Raw genomic sequence first — 16,425 nt, 5'->3', positions numbered from 1 at the left:
GCGGGGGAGCACGATGGACTGTCAGACGTTAAAACTTTCGCCGCAGCCACACTCGCTTGAGACGTTCGGGTTGTTGAACTTGAAGCCTTCGTTCAGGCCTTCTTTAACGAAATCAAGTTCCGTGCCATCAAGGTAGACCAGGCTCTTGCCATCAATGATCACCTTGACGCCTTTGTCTTCAAAAACGATGTCGTCATCGTTCGTTTCATCAACAAATTCGAGCACATACGCCATCCCGGAACAGCCAGAAGTTCGCACTCCCAGACGCAAACCAAGACCTTTGCCGCGGTGATTCAAAAACGCCTGAACACGCTGTGCAGCGCTGTCGCTCATAGTAATCGACATAACAACCTCACACTCAATATACCCTTTATCTTTCACTCTACGGCGCGGTTGGCAGTGGCTGAAAATCTATCGGGTATCACTGAAAAAATTACTTGGCGCTGTGTTTGCTTTTATAGTCGGCAATTGCTGCTTTAATGGCGTCTTCGGCCAGAATCGAGCAGTGAATTTTAACCGGCGGCAATTCCAGCTCTTCGGCGATCTGGGTATTTTTGATCGCTTCAGCCTGATCAAGCGACTTACCTTTCATCCACTCGGTGACCAACGAGCTGGACGCGATAGCAGAACCGCAACCGTAGGTCTTGAAGCGGGCATCTTCGATAATCCCTTCATTGTTGACCTTGATTTGCAGCTTCATCACGTCGCCACAGGCCGGTGCCCCTACCATGCCGCTGCCAACGGTAGGATCTTCGTTATCAAAGGATCCGACGTTGCGTGGGTTTTCGTAGTGATCGATTACTTTTTCGCTATAAGCCATGATGTTGCTCCTGAATCCTGAGAATTAATGATGTGCCCATTCGATGCTGCTGATATCCACACCCTGCTTGAACATTTCCCACAGCGGAGAAAGGTCGCGCAGACGGCCGATGGATTTACGCACCAGCGAAATGGTGTAATCGATCTCTTCTTCCGTGGTGAAACGCCCCAGGGAGAAACGGATCGAGCTGTGCGCTAACTCATCACTCATCCCCAATGCACGCAGTACATAGGAAGGTTCAAGGCTGGCAGAGGTACAGGCAGAACCTGAAGAAACCGCCAGATCTTTCAACGCCATGATCAGCGACTCACCTTCAACATAGTTGAAGCTGACGTTGAGAATGTTCTGAGCACCGTGCTCCAGATCGCCGTTCAGATACACTTCTTCCATATCTTTCACGCCGTTCCACAGACGATCGCGCAAAATACGCAAGCGCGCCATTTCGCTCGCCATTTCTTCTTTGGCAATGCGATAGGCTTCGCCCATACCGACGATCTGGTGAACCGGCAGAGTACCGGAACGCATGCCGCGCTCATGGCCGCCACCGTGGATCTGGGCCTCGATGCGGATACGCGGCTTACGACGCACGTACATCGCACCAATACCTTTCGGGCCATAAATCTTGTGGGCAGAGAAAGACATCAGATCGACTTTCAATTTGCCCAGATCGATAGGTAATTTGCCCACGCTCTGAGTGGCATCCACATGGTAGATGATACCGCGTGCACGGCACATTTCGCCGATCGCTTCGATATCCTGCACCACGCCGATTTCATTATTCACATGCATGATAGAAACCAGAATAGTGTCTTCGCGCATGGCGGCTTCGAGTTCTTTGAGGTCGATAATCCCGTTGCTCTGCGGCGCCAGGTAGGTGACTTCAAAGCCTTCGCGCTCGAGCTGGCGACAGGTGTCCAGCACGGCTTTATGTTCGGTTTTGCTGGTGATGACGTGCTTGCCTTTCTTCTGATAGAAATTGGCTGCGCCTTTAATCGCCAGGTTGTCTGATTCAGTGGCCCCAGAAGTGAACACGATTTCACGCGGGTCAGCGCCAACCAGTTCGGCGATCTGGTTGCGGGCGATATCGACCGCTTCTTCCGCCTGCCACCCGAAACGGTGGGAACGGGAAGCCGGGTTGCCGAAAGTACCGTCCAGGGTCAAAAACTGCATCATCCTCTCGGCGACACGTGGATCGACCGGAGTCGTTGCCGAGTAGTCCAGATAAATCGGTAATTTCATTGCTCTTGTGCTCCGTACATCACTTCCAAAAACGAATAAATTTATCGCCAGCTGCTTATGCGCGCAGATTAACGTTGATCGTTTCTTGCGCTCGGCCATTGGCCGTGCGGCGCGTATCGTTATTTTGACGATCCGCCACGTCCAGCACTTCCTGGTTGTTGACCAGTTCAGCCAGCGTAATGTTATTCAGGAACCCGCTGATGCGCTCGCTCAGATCGCGCCACAGGGTATGGGTCAGACAACGATCGCCGCCCTGGCAGCCTTCTTTGCCTTGGCAACGGGTGGCATCTACCGACTCATCGACGGCCGAGATCACCGCACCTACCGCGATCTCACCCGCGTTTTTGCCCAGCAGATAACCACCACCCGGCCCACGCACGCTGGCCACCAGGCCATTCTTGCGCAGACGGGAGAATAATTGTTCCAGATAAGAGAGCGAGATACCCTGGCGTTCGGAAATATCCGCCAATGGTACCGGCCCTTCCTGGGAATGCAATGCTACGTCGAGCATAGCAGTTACGGCATAACGGCCTTTGGATGTCAGTCTCATAGCTAAATGGTTACCTGTTGGTCAAACATGGCCGAAAGTTTGACATTCCCGAGTAATGCAGTCAACTATTTAACCTACTAATTTACTCAACTATTAGCACATTTCGTGCTTTACTCCATCCAATGCATATAAAATACATCTTATAACTACCGGATAAATAATGCTATTGCCCGTAGCTACCAGACAACATCACGATTAATTACCCTGATGTTTATCCTGTTTTTCGATCGACGTCAGCATCCCACGCAAAATATTCAGCTCTTGCGCTTCCGGGCGCGCCCGGGTAAATAAACGCCGTAAACGGCTCATAACCTGCCCCGGATGTGCCGCACGGATAAAGCCGGTATGCAGCAGCGTTTGCTCCAGATGCTGATAAAAACGCTCAAGATCGTCCACCAGCGGATAAGGTGTCTCTTCCTGTGGCTGAACACCTTGCTGCTGGCGATCGAGATAGGCAACGCGCACTTCATACGCCAGGATCTGCACCGCCATCGCCAGATTCAACGAGCTGTAATCCGGGTTGGCAGGAATGGCGACATGATAATGACATTTTTGCAATTCATCATTAGTTAAACCAACGCGCTCGCGGCCAAACACTAAGGCAACCGGCCCCTGTTCCCCTTCCTGTATTGCGCGCACCCCACATTCACGAGGTTCCAGCATCGGCCAGGGCAAAGTACGCGAACGCGCACTGGTGCCCACCACCAGGCTACAACCGGCAATCGCTTCATCAAAGGTATCAACAATAGTGGCATTACCGATAACATCGCTGGCACCAGCCGCCAGAGCGATCGCCTGTGAATCAGGCCTTACCAACGGATTAACCAGGTAAAGATTGGTTAATCCCATGGTTTTCATGGCTCGGGCAGTAGAGCCCATGTTACCGGTATGGGAGGTTTCGACCAGGACAATGCGGATATTGTGCAACATACAAACTCTGAGCGTAGCGGAAAATCGTAGCATTCTAACACAGCTATATCCCCAAAATCATTCGAGTTGCATCGAGGCGGCAACGCAGTGAAGCCCCAGGAGCTTACACAAGTAAGTGACTGGGGTGAACAAGGATGCCAACAAAGATGCAGCTTGAAGGATGAAGGGGATTAGGCATTTTGCCGAATACCTGCTACACTTCGCGCCGTTTCCTGTTCTTTAACATCCTGTGGAAGATACCCATGCATCCGATGCTGACTATCGCCGTGCGCGCTGCGCGCAAGGCCGGTAACCTGATTGTCAAAAATTACGAAACCCCAGACGCTGTAGAAGCGACACAAAAAGGGTCAAACGACTTTGTCACTAACGTCGATCGCGATGCAGAGCATCTGATCATCGACATCATCCGTAAATCTTACCCACAACACACCATCATTGGTGAAGAATGTGGTGAGTTGGCCGGCGTTGATCAGGACGTACAATGGGTGATCGATCCACTGGATGGCACCTCCAACTTCATCAAACGTTTTCCACACTTCTCGGTTTCTATCGCCGTGCGCATCAAAGGCCGCACCGAAGTAGCGGTAGTTTACGATCCAATGCGTAACGAACTGTTCACCGCGACCCGTGGTCAAGGCGCACAGCTCAACGGTTACCGCCTACGTGGCACCAATGCCAAAGATCTGGATGGCACCATCCTGGCTACCGGCTTCCCGTTCAAAGTCAAACAGCATGCTCCAGCCTACATCAACGTGCTGGGTAAACTGTTCACCCAGTGTGCCGACTTCCGCCGCACCGGTTCTGCTGCGCTGGATCTGGCTTACGTGGCTGCTGGCCGCGTTGATGGTTTCTTTGAAATCGGCCTGAAGCCTTGGGATTTTGCCGCAGGTGAGCTGCTGGTACGCGAATCAGGCGGCCTGGTGACCGACTTTGTTGGCGGCCACAACCACTTCAGTTCTGGCAACATTGTCGCTGGTAACCCACGCGTAGTGAAATCTCTGCTTTCAGCCATGCGTGAAGAACTGAGTGAAGCGCTGAAGCGCTAAGATGGCAGGTTCAACTTACTGAACTACCAAGAAAAACGCTGCACATGCAGCGTTTTTTTATGCCTGCTAACGGGCGAAAGGACGAATGCCACCGCCAAATTCCGGTTGCGCACTCGCGTAGAGCAATACCCCAGCAAACAACAGGATCAGCCCCCCGGCCAATGCCAGCGATCCCCAAGCTAGCGCGCTCCAGGCGGCTGGCGCGCGTTGACCGCTAATACGTACCGCCAGTTTACGGCTGTAATGTACCAACAGCGCCAGTGCAGAAATAGTTAACGAAGTACCCAGCGCCATCGCCAGCGCCGAAATCACGCCCCAGGTAAACACGCCAATCACTTTGGAAAACAGCAACACCAGAATCGCACCGGAACATGGGCGCATACCCATTGCCAACACGATCGCCGTTCGGGTACGCCAATCACTGCCTGCTTGCAGTTCGGCATCGCTGGGCAAATGCCGGTGCCCACAACCGCAGTGGGCACTGTGAACATGATCCGCTGGCAGCGGTTGCAAACTGCTAATACGCATCGTCGGCGCTCGCCGCATGGCTTTCACTGCCTGATATAAACGTTTCAGCGCCCGCCAGCTCAGCAATGCACCAAGCAACATCACCAGAACAAAACTGCCCTTCTCCAGCCAAAAACTGCTTTGATGCAGCTGACGGGAAGAGAGCTGCAACACCACTAATACCAGCGTGACCAAAGCAATCGCCACCAGCCCTTGCAGCAGCGAAGCGGCAAACGTCAGTTGCAAACTGCTTTTCAGCCGCGCCGGATGGGTAGCCAGATAAGTGGCGATCACCACTTTGCCGTGGCCCGGCCCAAGCGCATGCAGCACACCGTAGCTCAGGCTGAACAGCATCAAGGCCAGCCCGGCTTGTTGCGGTGCAGCCTTGACCTGTTGCAACAGCGCAGCCATTTGCTGATGTAACTCTTTTTGCCACAGCACGCTTTGCATTAATAACTGCGGCCAATAATGCCACACCAGTTGTGCTCCCACCGCCAAGGCGATAAACAGCAGCAACAATGGCCACAGGCTGAATAGCCAATGGCATTTACCCGTAGCAGGCTGGCTGAGATTTACTGACATTGCAACGTCACCCGCTGTGCAAACTGCTGCCCCAGCGCCATGTCCTCGCCGGGTGAATCATTCTTATCGAGAGACAATGCATAAGCCTGCAATGATGAATCCGGTTTCGGCGTAACCAGGCTGAACTTGCATTGCTGCGCTATTTCTGGCGGCAGATGCAGCGCTTTTTTATCCTGGTAGGCCATATCGACAAAATAGGTGGGATCGTAAGTAGAAATCTCAAACGGCTTACCGGCAAGCGCCTGCGGTTCGGCCAGTGGCATCACAAATTCCAGCACCGCTTTGTGGCCCTGGCGAGAAAGATGATATTCAGTTGGCAGATTCAGATACTTCACCGGTTTGCCGTCGCGATAAATATCGGTGAAATAGTGCAGCCCCAGCACATTGGCCATCACTTCTGCCGCCAGTTTCTTCCAGATTTCCGAGTCGCTTTTGGCGTTTTCTGCGTCATACAGCAGATCTGCCGAGGTAATTTCATCCATAACCCAAACCATTTTCAAACCGATCAGTTTCTGATCTTTCGCCACAAAGGTGGTGTTCATATCGATAAAACTGTGTGGATGAGCAGCCGCCCCCACGCAGAAAAAACTCAACAAGCCGGCCAACAAGCCACGTAGATTCATCATCAAATCATACTCATTATTGTTATAAAGTAACATAAACCACGCTTCAACCAACCGTGAAGCACAGAAGAACTGTGACGAAAGTTATAAGCCGAACGAAAACCGGAGGCAACAGCCGTGCCGCCACGATGCCTTTTGCTATGCTTAAGCAGAATTTAAACATAACCTTCCAGAAGGTGATATGAGCCTAGACACTTCTTCTGTGCCTGAGCTCTCCGGTCAACAACGGCGCTGCAATCTGCTACTGATGCTGTATACGCCGGTGCCTGCGGTACAACTGGAGACTATCAGCCGAATCAATGGCGTCGACCTCCCCACTGCCCGGCAAGATATAGCCGAGGTTGCCAGTGAAATCCAGCGTTTCCACCATCTGGCTATCGGCGGTAATCCCGATGATGGCTACCAGATTCTGGGCAGTACGCTCAACCAGCGCCTTTGCCTGCTGCACTGGCTGCGGCGAGCCTTGCGTTGCAGCCAGGAATTTGTCGAACAGCATTTTGGCCCGCAACTTCAGCAGGCCATCTCACTCAATCACCAGCAAGTACCGGCGCTGGAGTTGTGCATCAACCAGTGTGAGCAATGGCTTAACCGCTGTTTCGACCAACGCGATCGGCAACTCTTGCAGCATTATCTCTGCTATTGCGCCTGGGATCGCCAACACCAGCATCACCCCGATTTCGATCGAGCCCAACATGAGTGGCTACAGTGCAAGCCGGAGCAACCCGCCGCTCATGAACTGCATCAAGCGCTGAGCCGGTTGTTCAACCAGCCTGCGGAGACTTGCGAGAGCGATTTTCTGGTGCTGATGCTGGTTATGATGAAAAACCACAGCTACAAAAGCAGCGATTCGGCGGAGGATCGGCGCTTGATGGCCGCCATTGAGCGCATGGTGGAACGGTTTCAACAACTCTCCGGTATGAACTTCAGCAGCAGGGAAGAGCTCATCAGCCAGCTGTTCGCCCATCTGGCTCCGGCCGTGGAACGCTGCCGCTTTGCTATCGGCATCGACAATCTGCTGTTGGAAGAGGTGGTGCGTAAATATCAACGCTTGATGCGTACCACGCAGGGAGCATTAACACCGTTTGAACAGGAATACGGTATTCGGTTTTCACGCGAAGAAGCCGGGCTGGTCGCCATCAGCTTTGGTGCTTGGCTGATGCAGGATAATGCATTGCAGGAAAAACAGCTGCTGTTGCTGACGCTGGATAATCCGCAGTTGGAAGAAGAAGTGGAATATCAGCTCCGTGAACTGACGCTGTTGCCGCTCAATATCAAATACCTGCCGCTGGCGGATTATCAGCACTCTGGCGCGCCGCCAGGGGTCACTCTGGTGATCAGCCCTTATGCAACGGAAGATCCATCGCTGATTTATATCGAACTGCCGTTGGCACGCCAGCAGCGCAAAGTGCTCCGTGCGCTGCTGGAAAAAACTTAACGACTGCTAGCTACCGCCGGCGGACGGATAAATAACGCAGGCAGTACCGCTGCGGCCATTACCCAGAATACCCCGCCCTGCAAGTGCTCAAACAGGAAACCGGCCAGCACGGTCATAATGGCGATACCGCCCCCCATCGCCAATCCAGAATAAACCGCCTGTAAACGGATCACTTCCGCCCCCCGACGTGCAGCGATAAAGCGCATCGCCGCCAGATGGCAAACGGTGAAAGTGCCGCAGTGCAGCACCTGCATCAACAGCAAACCCGTAATTTCCGTGGTAGACGCCATCAAGCCCCAGCGCAGCAGGCCGCACACAGCCGAAAGCAGCAGCAGGTTACGCGCGTTCCAGCGCCGGAACAGGAAATTGCTGCTGGCAAAGATAATCACCTCGGCCACCACACCCAGCGACCACAGGTAGCCAATGGTGGCGGCAGAGTATCCCGCCTCTTGCCAATAGATGGAAGCAAAGCCGTAGTAAGCGGCATGTGCCCCTTGCAGTAAAGTGACGCACAGCAGAAAACGCCAAACCGGCCCTTCACTGAGCAGTTCACGCCAGGATCGGGTGATTTCACTCTGGGCACGCGCTTCTCCCTGCGGCATTACGCTGGGTTTCAGCAGCATCCCCAGCAGCATCGCCAGTAGGCTGAGCAGCAAGCTGTACAAAATCGCATTATGGCCCCAGACGGAAACCAGCTTGCCGGTTAACGCCGAACCGATCACAAAGGCCAGCGATCCCCATAAGCGTACCCGGCCATAATCCATCGTAATCTGCCGCTGCCAGGTAGCAGCCAGCGCATCGGTCAAGGGTACTAGCGGTGAGAAGAACAGGTTGAAACCGGCAATCACCAGCATCAGCCAAGCCCAGCCGTTACCAAAACAGAAGCCGATGGCAAATGCCAGCGTCAGCAGGGCTAACAGGCGCAATGCGGTAACGAGATGGGAAGGATCCTTGACGCGCGGTGCAATCAGCAAGCTACCCAGGAAACGAGCCACCAGCCCGGCCCCCAGCAAAATGCCGATAGTTTCCGGTGGGATACCCTCACCTTTTAGCCAGACACTCCAGAACGGAAGAAAAATGCCATAAGAGAAGAAATAGGTGAAATAGCTGAGAGCGAGCCAACGCGTTGATTGCAGAACCATGTTCCCTCCGGGGTGAGGGCGATACTTTGACAGAGCTCACACTCTGTAGCAATCTTCATTCACGCTCAAAGGGTTATAGTGCAAAGCAGTTCACAGTTTGCTGGCAATAAGCGTAAAAAAACCCGCCACAGCGGGTTTTTTGGTATGCAGCTCAGCGTAATTACGCGTAAACCGGCAGACGCGCACAGATATCGAGCACTTTTTTCTTGGTGCGCTCGATGGTGGCTTCGTCGTTGATATTGTCCAGCACGTCACAAATCCAGCCAGCCAGCTCACGCACATCAGCTTCCTGGAAGCCGCGGCGGGTTACCGCTGGCGTACCGATACGGATACCGGAAGTCACAAACGGGCTCTTAGGATCGTTTGGTACACTGTTCTTGTTAACGGTGATATTGGCACGGCCCAGCGCGGCATCGGCTTCTTTACCGGTCAGGTTTTTGTCCACCAGATCCAGCAGGAACAGGTGGTTATGGGTACCACCGGAAACCACTTTGTAGCCACGGGCCAGGAATACTTCTACCATCGCTTTAGCGTTGCTCGCCACTTTCTGCTGGTACACCTTGAACTCAGGCTCCATCGCTTCTTTCAGCGCTACCGCTTTACCGGCGATCACGTGCATCAGCGGGCCGCCTTGGCCACCAGGGAACACGGCAGAGTTCAGCTTCTTGTAAAACTCCTCATCACCGCCCTTCGCCAGGATCAGGCCGCCACGCGGGCCCGCCAGGGTTTTATGGGTCGTGGTGGTCACGACATGCGCGTGAGGAACCGGGTTAGGATAGACATCGGCCGCGATCAGGCCAGCCACGTGCGCCATATCCACAAACAGGTAAGCACCGATGCTGTCGGCGATTTCACGCATTTTTGCCCAGTCAACAATGCCGGAGAATGCGGAGAAGCCCCCGATGATCATTTTTGGCTTGTGAGTCTGCGCCTGCTTTGCCAGATCGTCATAGTCGATCTGACCTTTTTCGTCGATACCGTAAGGCACCACGTTATACAGTTTGCCGGACAGGTTAACCGGTGAACCGTGAGTCAGGTGGCCACCGTGCGCCAGGTTCATCCCCAGAATGGTGTCGCCCGGTTGCAGCAGCGCGGTGTAAACCGCAAAGTTCGCCTGCGAGCCGGAGTGCGGCTGAACGTTGGCATAATCTGCGCCGAACAGCGCTTTGGCACGATCGATAGCCAATTGCTCAACGATATCCACGTATTCGCAACCGCCGTAATAGCGCTTGCCCGGATAGCCTTCTGCGTATTTGTTGGTCAGTTGAGAACCCTGAGCCTGCATAACGCGCGGGCTGGTGTAGTTCTCAGACGCAATCAGTTCAATATGCTCTTCCTGACGCACCACTTCTTGCTCCATGGCTGCCCACAGTTCGGCATCATAATCAGCAATGTTCATTTCACGCTTTAACATCCGGCATCTCCTGACTTAAATCACCAAATAACTACCCGTTTGGGTTCTGGGCAACAGTGTAAACTGTTTCCCCCCACCGAGGATAGGTCTTGACAGAGGTTTTTACGCAAACGATTGGCTTTAGACAGAGCAAGGCTTTGAGCCACTAAATAGCCCTTTATTGGCAACGGACTTTTACTCATAATGATTGTGCGGTTTTTTCATGTTTGGTGAATCGCCGACATACACGGGTATTTACAAGTTTAATTGAAGTCAATAAGATGCATTTTAAATGCATCATTAAAATCACCCCAAGGAACGCTTCCATGCTGGATAGCCAAACCATCGCCACCGTAAAATCCACTATCCCTCTACTTGTAGCAACCGGCCCGAAACTGACCGCCCATTTCTACGATCGTATGTTCGCCCATCATCCTGAATTGAAAGATATTTTCAATATGAGCAATCAGCGGAATGGCGATCAACGCCAGGCTTTGTTTGATGCTATCTGCGCTTACGCCAGCAACCTGGAAAATCTGGCGGCGTTGCTGCCTGCGGTGGAGCGCATTGCGCAGAAACATGCCAGCTTCAATATTCAGCCGGATCAGTATCAGATTGTCGGCAACCATCTGCTGGCGACGCTGGATGAAATGCTCAGCCCAGGCCAGGAAGTGCTGGACGCCTGGGGCAAAGCCTATGGCGTGTTGGCGAACGTTTTTATCCAGCGCGAAGGCCAGATCTATCAAGAGAGTGAAAAAAGCGACGGCGGCTGGCGCGATCTGCGTGCATTCCGCATCGTTAAAAAACAGCCCGAAAGCGAAGTGATTTGCAGCTTCATGTTGGCACCGGTAGACGGTGGCAAGGTGGCAGATTTCAAACCGGGCCAGTATCTGGCGGTATATATCAACGACAGCAACCTAGAAAATCAGGAAATACGCCAGTATTCACTAACCGCTGCGCCGAACGGCGAATATTACCGCATCGCGGTAAAACGTGAAGCTCTGGGCACGGTTTCCAACTTCCTGCACCAGCAGGCCAAAGAAGGCGACATCATTCATATCGCACCGCCATACGGTGATTTCTTCCTGGAAGTTGAGCCTACCACGCCGGTAGCGCTGATTTCCGCAGGCGTTGGCCAGACGCCGATGTTGGGCATGCTCAATAGCCTGCACAAAAATCAGCATCAGGGTGAGATTCATTGGCTGCATGCGGCAGAGAACGGCGCGGTTCATGCCTTCGCCAGTGAAGTAGCGGAGATCGCCGAGCGTATGCCAAACCTGAGCCGCCATGTCTGGTACCGGGAACCTGGTGCAGATGATGTGGCAGAGCGTGATTACCACCGCCGTGGCCTGATGGATCTCAGTCCGTTGCGCCCCACCTTGGAAAATCCGCAGATGCATTACTACTTCTGCGGCCCGGTGCCGTTTATGCAGTTTATTGCCCAGCAGTTGCTGGCGATGGGCGTGGCAGCCGAGCGTATCCACTACGAATGCTTTGGCCCACATAAGGTGCTGTAAGCAGGATGTCAGGGTGCGATATAAACCGCACCCTGTTGTTTTACTGCGCTTTCAATAAACGGGCCGCCTTCACCTGCTCAACCGTGACTGGCGCAGCCTGATTTCCCCAACTGCCACGGATGTAACTCATCAACTCCGCTGCATCCGAATCGGTCAGCGCCCAACCATAGCCCGGCATGATCACGGTGGTACCCTGCTGGGTGATTGGGGTATGCGCACCTTCCAGTACCACTCGCAGCGCAGTCAGCGGATTCTCTGCCGTCACCGTCAAGTTACCTGCCAAGGCGGGAATCACGTAATCGCTGCCTCGCCCCGCGTCACCATGGCAGGTTGAGCAATAGTTCGCGTAAGTCTGCCTGCCAGCTTCCAGGGTGCTAAGCGCGGCAAACGGCACCTTAGCCGTTTTCGGCTTCGCCTCCGTCAAACTATGCAGATATTGCGCAATGCTGTTCAGATCGGCATCGCTGAGATACTGGGTACTGTGAACCACCACATCGCTCATCGGCCCGGCCACCGCCGCATGCTGGCTGCGCCCGGTTTTCAGTAGATCGACCACCTCATCCTGCTTTAGCCCACGGATGCTCGGTGCATACCAGCCGTCCAGTTCTGCTCCGCTTAAGAACTCCGGCGCTTTGCTGTCTAACCCTTTTTCCTGCATCGCCCAACCGCGTGGCGTGTGGCAACTGCCGCAATGGCCAAGCCCTTGCACCAGATAAGCGCCGCGATTCCACTCGGCGCTTTGCTTGCTATCCGGTTGATAGGTTTGATCCTCATGGAATAGGCTGTTCCATACCGCCAACGGCCAACGCATGGAGAGCGGCCAACTGATGTTGCTTTCCTGATTAGCAACGGGCTGTGCCGCAACATCATGCATCAGATAGTCATACAGGGCACGCATATCCTCAGCGCTCATTTTGGCGTAAGAGGTATAAGGCATCGCCGGATACAAACGATGGACATCTTTGGCAATGCCTTGGCGCATCGCGCGGTCGAACTCTGCAAAGCTATAAGCGCCGATGCCATGCACCGCATCCGGCGTGATGTTGGTGGCATAGATATCCCCCAACGGGGTTGGGAACTTCATCCCTCCCGCCAAGGTTTCGCCACCAGGCATGGTGTGGCAGGCACTACAGTCACCCGCTTTGGCAACATATTCACCCGCCGACATGGCCTGCGCCGAACCTGCGGCCAACAGCAGCATCAGATACAGTGGACGCAGGCTCATGCGCCCTCCTTAGCGGCAATGTTGCCGTAGGCCAGTTCATTCACTGCGCGCCAAGCCTGATCGATGGCCGAGTTGGCATAAGGGCTCCAGTCGGAGTCTGAGTTGGCGATCGCAATCTTGCCGATTGGTTGCCGTGCCGTGGCAATAATTTTCTTTGATTCATCTTCATCATCGAACATCCCATTAAGGAAATACGAATAGCCGTGTGACCAGCGGTTAACGGTGATCGCCTGAATATCGCGCTGATGATCAAATCCGGCTGCGCCCAGCATGCCCTGCAATTGTTCACGGATCATCTGTTCATGCACCTCAAAGGAAGTTCCCAACAGCAAGGCTCGCCCTTTGCGTGATTGTTCACGCGGGCTGAGGCCGCTGCCAGCCAAGGTAGGAACATACACCATATGCAGGCCAATCGGCTGATTCGGATCGCGTGGATGCTGATAGCCGCCCATATTCACCGGATAGTCGAGCTTAACGCGGCTGTATGGCGCGGTGGGCGAATACACTTCATGCACGCCCAGCTTGATAAACGGCTGCCAGTTACGGATCACCACCTTGCTGTAGACCAACGGCGATTTCACGTTCTGCTTCAGCGCTTCCTGCTGCGCCTGGGGCATTTCCGGCACCAGATAAGGGATCATCATATTATAACCGGCCATCACCACCTGCCCGGCGCGCACCTTGGAAATATTCACCCCTTTAATGTAAGACACCTCCACCTTATCGCCCACGTTAGCCACATGCAGCCCGGTGCTGCTCAGCCGCAGTTTCACCGGCGATTCAGGACGATCGAGCTGGCTGTAATCAAACTGCGCCATCACGATATCGTTCATGTCGTTGCCCGGTGCAACCGCCGGGATCAGGTGGCGCACCATCAGGCGCGCCAGCGAGGCATTGCCATCGGGGAAATGGAACACGTAAGGATCGTCGAGATCCGCCTGCGACTCTTCATCCAGCGGCGGCAGGTTCATGCCGTTCAGGCCCGGTAAGTCACAAATCCGCGCATCGCTACAGGAGGTGGCGTCAATACCAACCGCCTGGAAATCATTGGTGGTCTGTTGGAAGTAGCGGATTGCCATCTCGCTCAGCCCCACTTTCTCACGCAGGAATTGGCTGTAACTGTGTTTATCCAGCCAGGCGACCTTTTCTTCCTGGCTCATGCCCGGCAAGTAGTCCTTGTCGATGGTATGTAAGGCAATCAACGCCTGTCGATCGCTTTCCGGCAGCGGGAAATCACCGATAAAAGCTTGGTAGGAACGGCCGTTGAGGCGATCGCGCGGGATATCATCCGCCACCACCCGGCCCGGATCGCCACTCACCACCTTATCGACGCCAAAGTTTTTACGATCGAAGTAAACACCACGGCTCAGATTCAGATCTGGATAGAAGGTTTTATCGAATGACTTTTCCAGATTATCGATGCTGACACCCAGTTTTTGCAGCAGCCCCAGCGCCACCGGGCTAAAGTTGGAGCGCGGCGACTGTAACGACTCACTGCCGCCGTAGCCAAGGATCATGCCGTTTTCGCTGCTGAATTCGTTACGCTTGGCGTGCCCGCCAAAGTCATCATGGTTATCAATCAGCAAAATGCGCTGTTGCCCGCCTTTCATCTGCTGCCAGAAACAGGCGGCGGCCAGGCCGCTGATACCGGCACCGACTACGACCAGGTCGTACTCCTCCTCAACCGGCACCGAACCAAAGTCAAACGCTTTACCGTCGCGCCCCAGTTGGTGAGCGCGCTCGAATGAGCCGGGATGATTGCCCCGCAAGCCGGTTAAGGCTGGCGGGTAATAGAGGGTTTTGTTGGCGGTTTGCGGCGATGCACGCAGAATTTGCATCGGCGTTAAACCGGCAGCGATGGTAATCGCCACTCCATTAAGAAAATCACGACGAGTGATAGCCATTAATGACATCCTTCAGTTTTTATCAGCCTGAAAACCGCGTTATTTTGCAGAGAAAACATTATGAATCAATGCTTAAACATCACGTGGCGAATGGCGGTATAATCCTCCAACCCATACATCGACATATCCTTGCCATACCCAGACAGCTTCTGACCACCGTGCGGCATTTCGCTGACCAGCATAAAGTGCGTGTTCACCCAGGTGCAGCCGTACTGTAGGCGTGCACTCAGGCGGTGTGCGCGGCCAACGTCACGCGTCCACAGCGAAGAAGCCAGACCATAGTTTGACGCATTCGCCCAGGCCAACACCTGCGCTTCGTCATCAAACTGCGTCACCGTCACCACCGGGCCAAACACTTCGCGCTGCACGATTTCATCTTCCTGACGTGCCCCGGCCAGTAGTGTTGGCTGGAAATAGAACCCTGGGCCATTCACCTTCTCACCGCCGGTCACCACCTGCACATGCGGCAAGGCTTTAGCCCGCTCAACAAAGCCAACCACCCGTTCCAGATGCTGTGCCGTAATCAACGGCCCCAGTTCGGTGCTGCTATCTTCCGGTGGCCCGATCTTCAGGCTTGCTACCGCCGCCCCCAAGGCTTGCACCAGGCGTGGATAAATCCCTTTTTGCGCATAGATACGGCAGGCGGCGGTGCAATCCTGCCCGGCATTGTAAAAACCAAAGGTGCGAATACCCTCCACCACCTGATCCAGATCGGCATCATCAAACACCAACACCGGGGCTTTGCCGCCCAGTTCCATATGCGTGCGTTTAATGCCCGGCGCGGTGTGGGCAATAATATGTTCCCCGGTCGCGATAGAGCCGGTAAGCGATACCATGCGTACCTTATCGTGGCCCGTAAGTACATCACCGACGCTAGCCCCACGGCCAAACAGCACGTTCAACACGCCCGGTGGAAAAATACCTGCCGCCAGCTCCGCCAGTTTGAAGGTAGTCAAAGGGGTTTGTTCAGAAGGCTTAATCACCACACAATTTCCCGCAGCCAGTGCCGGAGCAAGCTTCCAGGCCGCCATCATCAGCGGATAGTTCCAAGGGGCGATCGAAGCCACCACGCCCAACGGATCGCGGCGGATCATCGAGGTGTGCCCGGCCAGATATTCACCGGCGGCCAATCCGCTCAGGCAACGGCTGGCACCGGCAAAAAAGCGGAACACATCGGCCACCGCAGGCAGTTCGTCATTCAACACGCAGTGATAAGGTTTGCCACAGTTGAGGGACTCTAATTTGGCAAAAGTTTCTGCATGCTCGTCAATCACATCAGCCAGTTTTAGCAAATGTTCAGCCCGCTCTTTCGGCGTGGTTTGCCCCCATTCAGTAAACGCAGCATCTGCCGCCAATACCGCCTGATCCACCTGTTGTGTGCTGGCTTCTGCTACCAGCACGATGACCTCTCCCGTCGCCGGGTTAATTACCGGCAGCTTCTCACCTTGGCCTGCAACCAGTTGGCCGTTAATCAGCAGTTGGCTTTGCATAAGGTTTTCCTTTAAAAAAATG

At 54.1% G+C, this 16,425-nt stretch carries 15 protein-coding genes; 3 read left to right on the top strand and 12 right to left on the bottom strand.

Annotated features, from left to right (window positions below):
- Positions 1-21: 21 nt before the first annotated feature.
- The 5 genes from iscA to trmJ form a co-directional block, all read right to left on the bottom strand.
- Positions 22-345, bottom strand: a complete 324-nt coding sequence (gene iscA, locus ACX1CU_RS06095; RefSeq protein WP_024913153.1) for an iron-sulfur cluster assembly protein IscA — start codon at positions 343-345, stop codon at positions 22-24.
- Between the two features lie 88 nt (positions 346-433).
- On the bottom strand, positions 434-820 hold the full coding sequence (gene iscU / locus ACX1CU_RS06090) for a Fe-S cluster assembly scaffold IscU (RefSeq protein WP_004952090.1): 387 nt from the start codon (positions 818-820) through the stop codon (positions 434-436).
- A 24-nt stretch (positions 821-844) separates the two neighbouring features.
- Entirely contained in the window at positions 845-2,059 is a 1,215-nt protein-coding gene (locus ACX1CU_RS06085; RefSeq protein ID WP_459401701.1) for an IscS subfamily cysteine desulfurase, read from the bottom strand.
- Between the two features lie 55 nt (positions 2,060-2,114).
- Positions 2,115-2,609 carry a Fe-S cluster assembly transcriptional regulator IscR gene (gene iscR, locus ACX1CU_RS06080; protein ID WP_459401700.1) on the bottom strand — a complete coding sequence of 165 codons (495 nt, stop codon included), beginning with the start codon at positions 2,607-2,609 and terminating at the stop codon, positions 2,115-2,117.
- Positions 2,610-2,804: 195 nt separating this feature from the next.
- Positions 2,805-3,539 carry a tRNA (cytosine(32)/uridine(32)-2'-O)-methyltransferase TrmJ gene (gene trmJ, locus ACX1CU_RS06075; protein ID WP_459401699.1) on the bottom strand — a complete coding sequence of 245 codons (735 nt, stop codon included), beginning with the start codon at positions 3,537-3,539 and terminating at the stop codon, positions 2,805-2,807.
- Positions 3,540-3,781: 242 nt separating this feature from the next.
- Here trmJ and suhB point away from each other — a divergent pair, with 242 nt between their 5' ends.
- Entirely contained in the window at positions 3,782-4,585 is an 804-nt protein-coding gene (gene suhB / locus ACX1CU_RS06070) for an inositol-1-monophosphatase (protein WP_459402733.1), read from the top strand.
- A 66-nt stretch (positions 4,586-4,651) separates the two neighbouring features.
- Here suhB and ACX1CU_RS06065 read toward each other — a convergent pair whose 3' ends face one another.
- Positions 4,652-5,674: a nickel/cobalt transporter gene (locus ACX1CU_RS06065; protein ID WP_459401698.1), complete on the bottom strand. Its 1,023-nt coding sequence runs from the start codon at positions 5,672-5,674 to the stop codon at positions 4,652-4,654.
- On the bottom strand, positions 5,665-6,300 hold the full coding sequence (locus ACX1CU_RS06060) for a DUF1007 family protein (RefSeq protein ID WP_459401697.1): 636 nt from the start codon (positions 6,298-6,300) through the stop codon (positions 5,665-5,667). The genes ACX1CU_RS06065 and ACX1CU_RS06060 overlap by 10 nt, the downstream gene beginning before the upstream one ends.
- A gap of 178 nt (positions 6,301-6,478) precedes the next feature.
- Between ACX1CU_RS06060 and csiE the strand changes: the two genes are divergently transcribed.
- Positions 6,479-7,732, top strand: coding sequence for a stationary phase inducible protein CsiE (gene csiE, locus ACX1CU_RS06055; RefSeq protein WP_459401696.1), 1,254 nt, complete (start codon positions 6,479-6,481; stop codon positions 7,730-7,732).
- Here the strand turns inward: csiE and ACX1CU_RS06050 are convergent.
- Together ACX1CU_RS06050 and glyA are read right to left on the bottom strand one after the other, a co-directional pair.
- Positions 7,729-8,874 (bottom strand): 3-phenylpropionate MFS transporter, encoded by a 1,146-nt coding sequence (locus ACX1CU_RS06050; protein ID WP_459401695.1) that lies wholly within the window; start codon positions 8,872-8,874, stop codon positions 7,729-7,731. The two genes, csiE and ACX1CU_RS06050, sit on opposite strands and share 4 nt — an antisense overlap.
- Before the next feature lie 160 nt (positions 8,875-9,034).
- Positions 9,035-10,288, bottom strand: coding sequence for a serine hydroxymethyltransferase (gene glyA, locus ACX1CU_RS06045; protein WP_459401694.1), 1,254 nt, complete (start codon positions 10,286-10,288; stop codon positions 9,035-9,037).
- A 305-nt stretch (positions 10,289-10,593) separates the two neighbouring features.
- Between glyA and hmpA the strand changes: the two genes are divergently transcribed.
- Entirely contained in the window at positions 10,594-11,784 is a 1,191-nt protein-coding gene (gene hmpA / locus ACX1CU_RS06040; protein ID WP_459401693.1) for an NO-inducible flavohemoprotein, read from the top strand.
- Positions 11,785-11,824: 40 nt separating this feature from the next.
- Here hmpA and ACX1CU_RS06035 read toward each other — a convergent pair whose 3' ends face one another.
- From ACX1CU_RS06035 to patD, 3 genes are all read right to left on the bottom strand, one after another.
- Positions 11,825-13,009, bottom strand: a complete 1,185-nt coding sequence (locus ACX1CU_RS06035) for a c-type cytochrome (RefSeq protein ID WP_459401692.1) — start codon at positions 13,007-13,009, stop codon at positions 11,825-11,827.
- Positions 13,006-14,913, bottom strand: coding sequence for an NAD(P)-binding protein (locus ACX1CU_RS06030; RefSeq protein ID WP_459401691.1), 1,908 nt, complete (start codon positions 14,911-14,913; stop codon positions 13,006-13,008). The genes ACX1CU_RS06035 and ACX1CU_RS06030 overlap by 4 nt, the downstream gene beginning before the upstream one ends.
- A gap of 65 nt (positions 14,914-14,978) precedes the next feature.
- Positions 14,979-16,403: an aminobutyraldehyde dehydrogenase gene (patD, locus tag ACX1CU_RS06025; protein ID WP_459401690.1), complete on the bottom strand. Its 1,425-nt coding sequence runs from the start codon at positions 16,401-16,403 to the stop codon at positions 14,979-14,981.
- Positions 16,404-16,425 lie beyond the last annotated feature (22 nt).

This window comes from Serratia sp. D1N4, from assembly GCF_054552755.1.
The sequence above is the reverse complement of the archived record's forward strand: the minus strand, read 5'-3'. Positions and strand labels throughout refer to the sequence as shown.

Excerpts from the sequence above, each read along its gene's own strand:
- glyA (WP_459401694.1), bottom strand. The coding sequence starts at position 10,288 with ATGTTAAAGCGTGAAATGAACATTGCTGATTATGATGCCGAACTGTGG.
- iscU (WP_004952090.1), bottom strand. The coding sequence starts at position 820 with ATGGCTTATAGCGAAAAAGTAATCGATCACTACGAAAACCCACGCAAC.
- ACX1CU_RS06030 (WP_459401691.1), bottom strand. The coding sequence starts at position 14,913 with ATGGCTATCACTCGTCGTGATTTTCTTAATGGAGTGGCGATTACCATC.
- iscR (WP_459401700.1), bottom strand. The coding sequence starts at position 2,609 with ATGAGACTGACATCCAAAGGCCGTTATGCCGTAACTGCTATGCTCGAC.
- suhB (WP_459402733.1), top strand. The coding sequence starts at position 3,782 with ATGCATCCGATGCTGACTATCGCCGTGCGCGCTGCGCGCAAGGCCGGT.
- csiE (WP_459401696.1), top strand. The coding sequence starts at position 6,479 with ATGAGCCTAGACACTTCTTCTGTGCCTGAGCTCTCCGGTCAACAACGG.
- iscA (WP_024913153.1), bottom strand. The coding sequence starts at position 345 with ATGTCGATTACTATGAGCGACAGCGCTGCACAGCGTGTTCAGGCGTTT.
- trmJ (WP_459401699.1), bottom strand. The coding sequence starts at position 3,539 with ATGTTGCACAATATCCGCATTGTCCTGGTCGAAACCTCCCATACCGGT.
- patD (WP_459401690.1), bottom strand. The coding sequence starts at position 16,403 with ATGCAAAGCCAACTGCTGATTAACGGCCAACTGGTTGCAGGCCAAGGT.
- ACX1CU_RS06065 (WP_459401698.1), bottom strand. The coding sequence starts at position 5,674 with ATGTCAGTAAATCTCAGCCAGCCTGCTACGGGTAAATGCCATTGGCTA.
- hmpA (WP_459401693.1), top strand. The coding sequence starts at position 10,594 with ATGCTGGATAGCCAAACCATCGCCACCGTAAAATCCACTATCCCTCTA.
- ACX1CU_RS06085 (WP_459401701.1), bottom strand. The coding sequence starts at position 2,059 with ATGAAATTACCGATTTATCTGGACTACTCGGCAACGACTCCGGTCGAT.
- ACX1CU_RS06035 (WP_459401692.1), bottom strand. The coding sequence starts at position 13,009 with ATGAGCCTGCGTCCACTGTATCTGATGCTGCTGTTGGCCGCAGGTTCG.
- ACX1CU_RS06050 (WP_459401695.1), bottom strand. The coding sequence starts at position 8,874 with ATGGTTCTGCAATCAACGCGTTGGCTCGCTCTCAGCTATTTCACCTAT.
- ACX1CU_RS06060 (WP_459401697.1), bottom strand. The coding sequence starts at position 6,300 with ATGATGAATCTACGTGGCTTGTTGGCCGGCTTGTTGAGTTTTTTCTGC.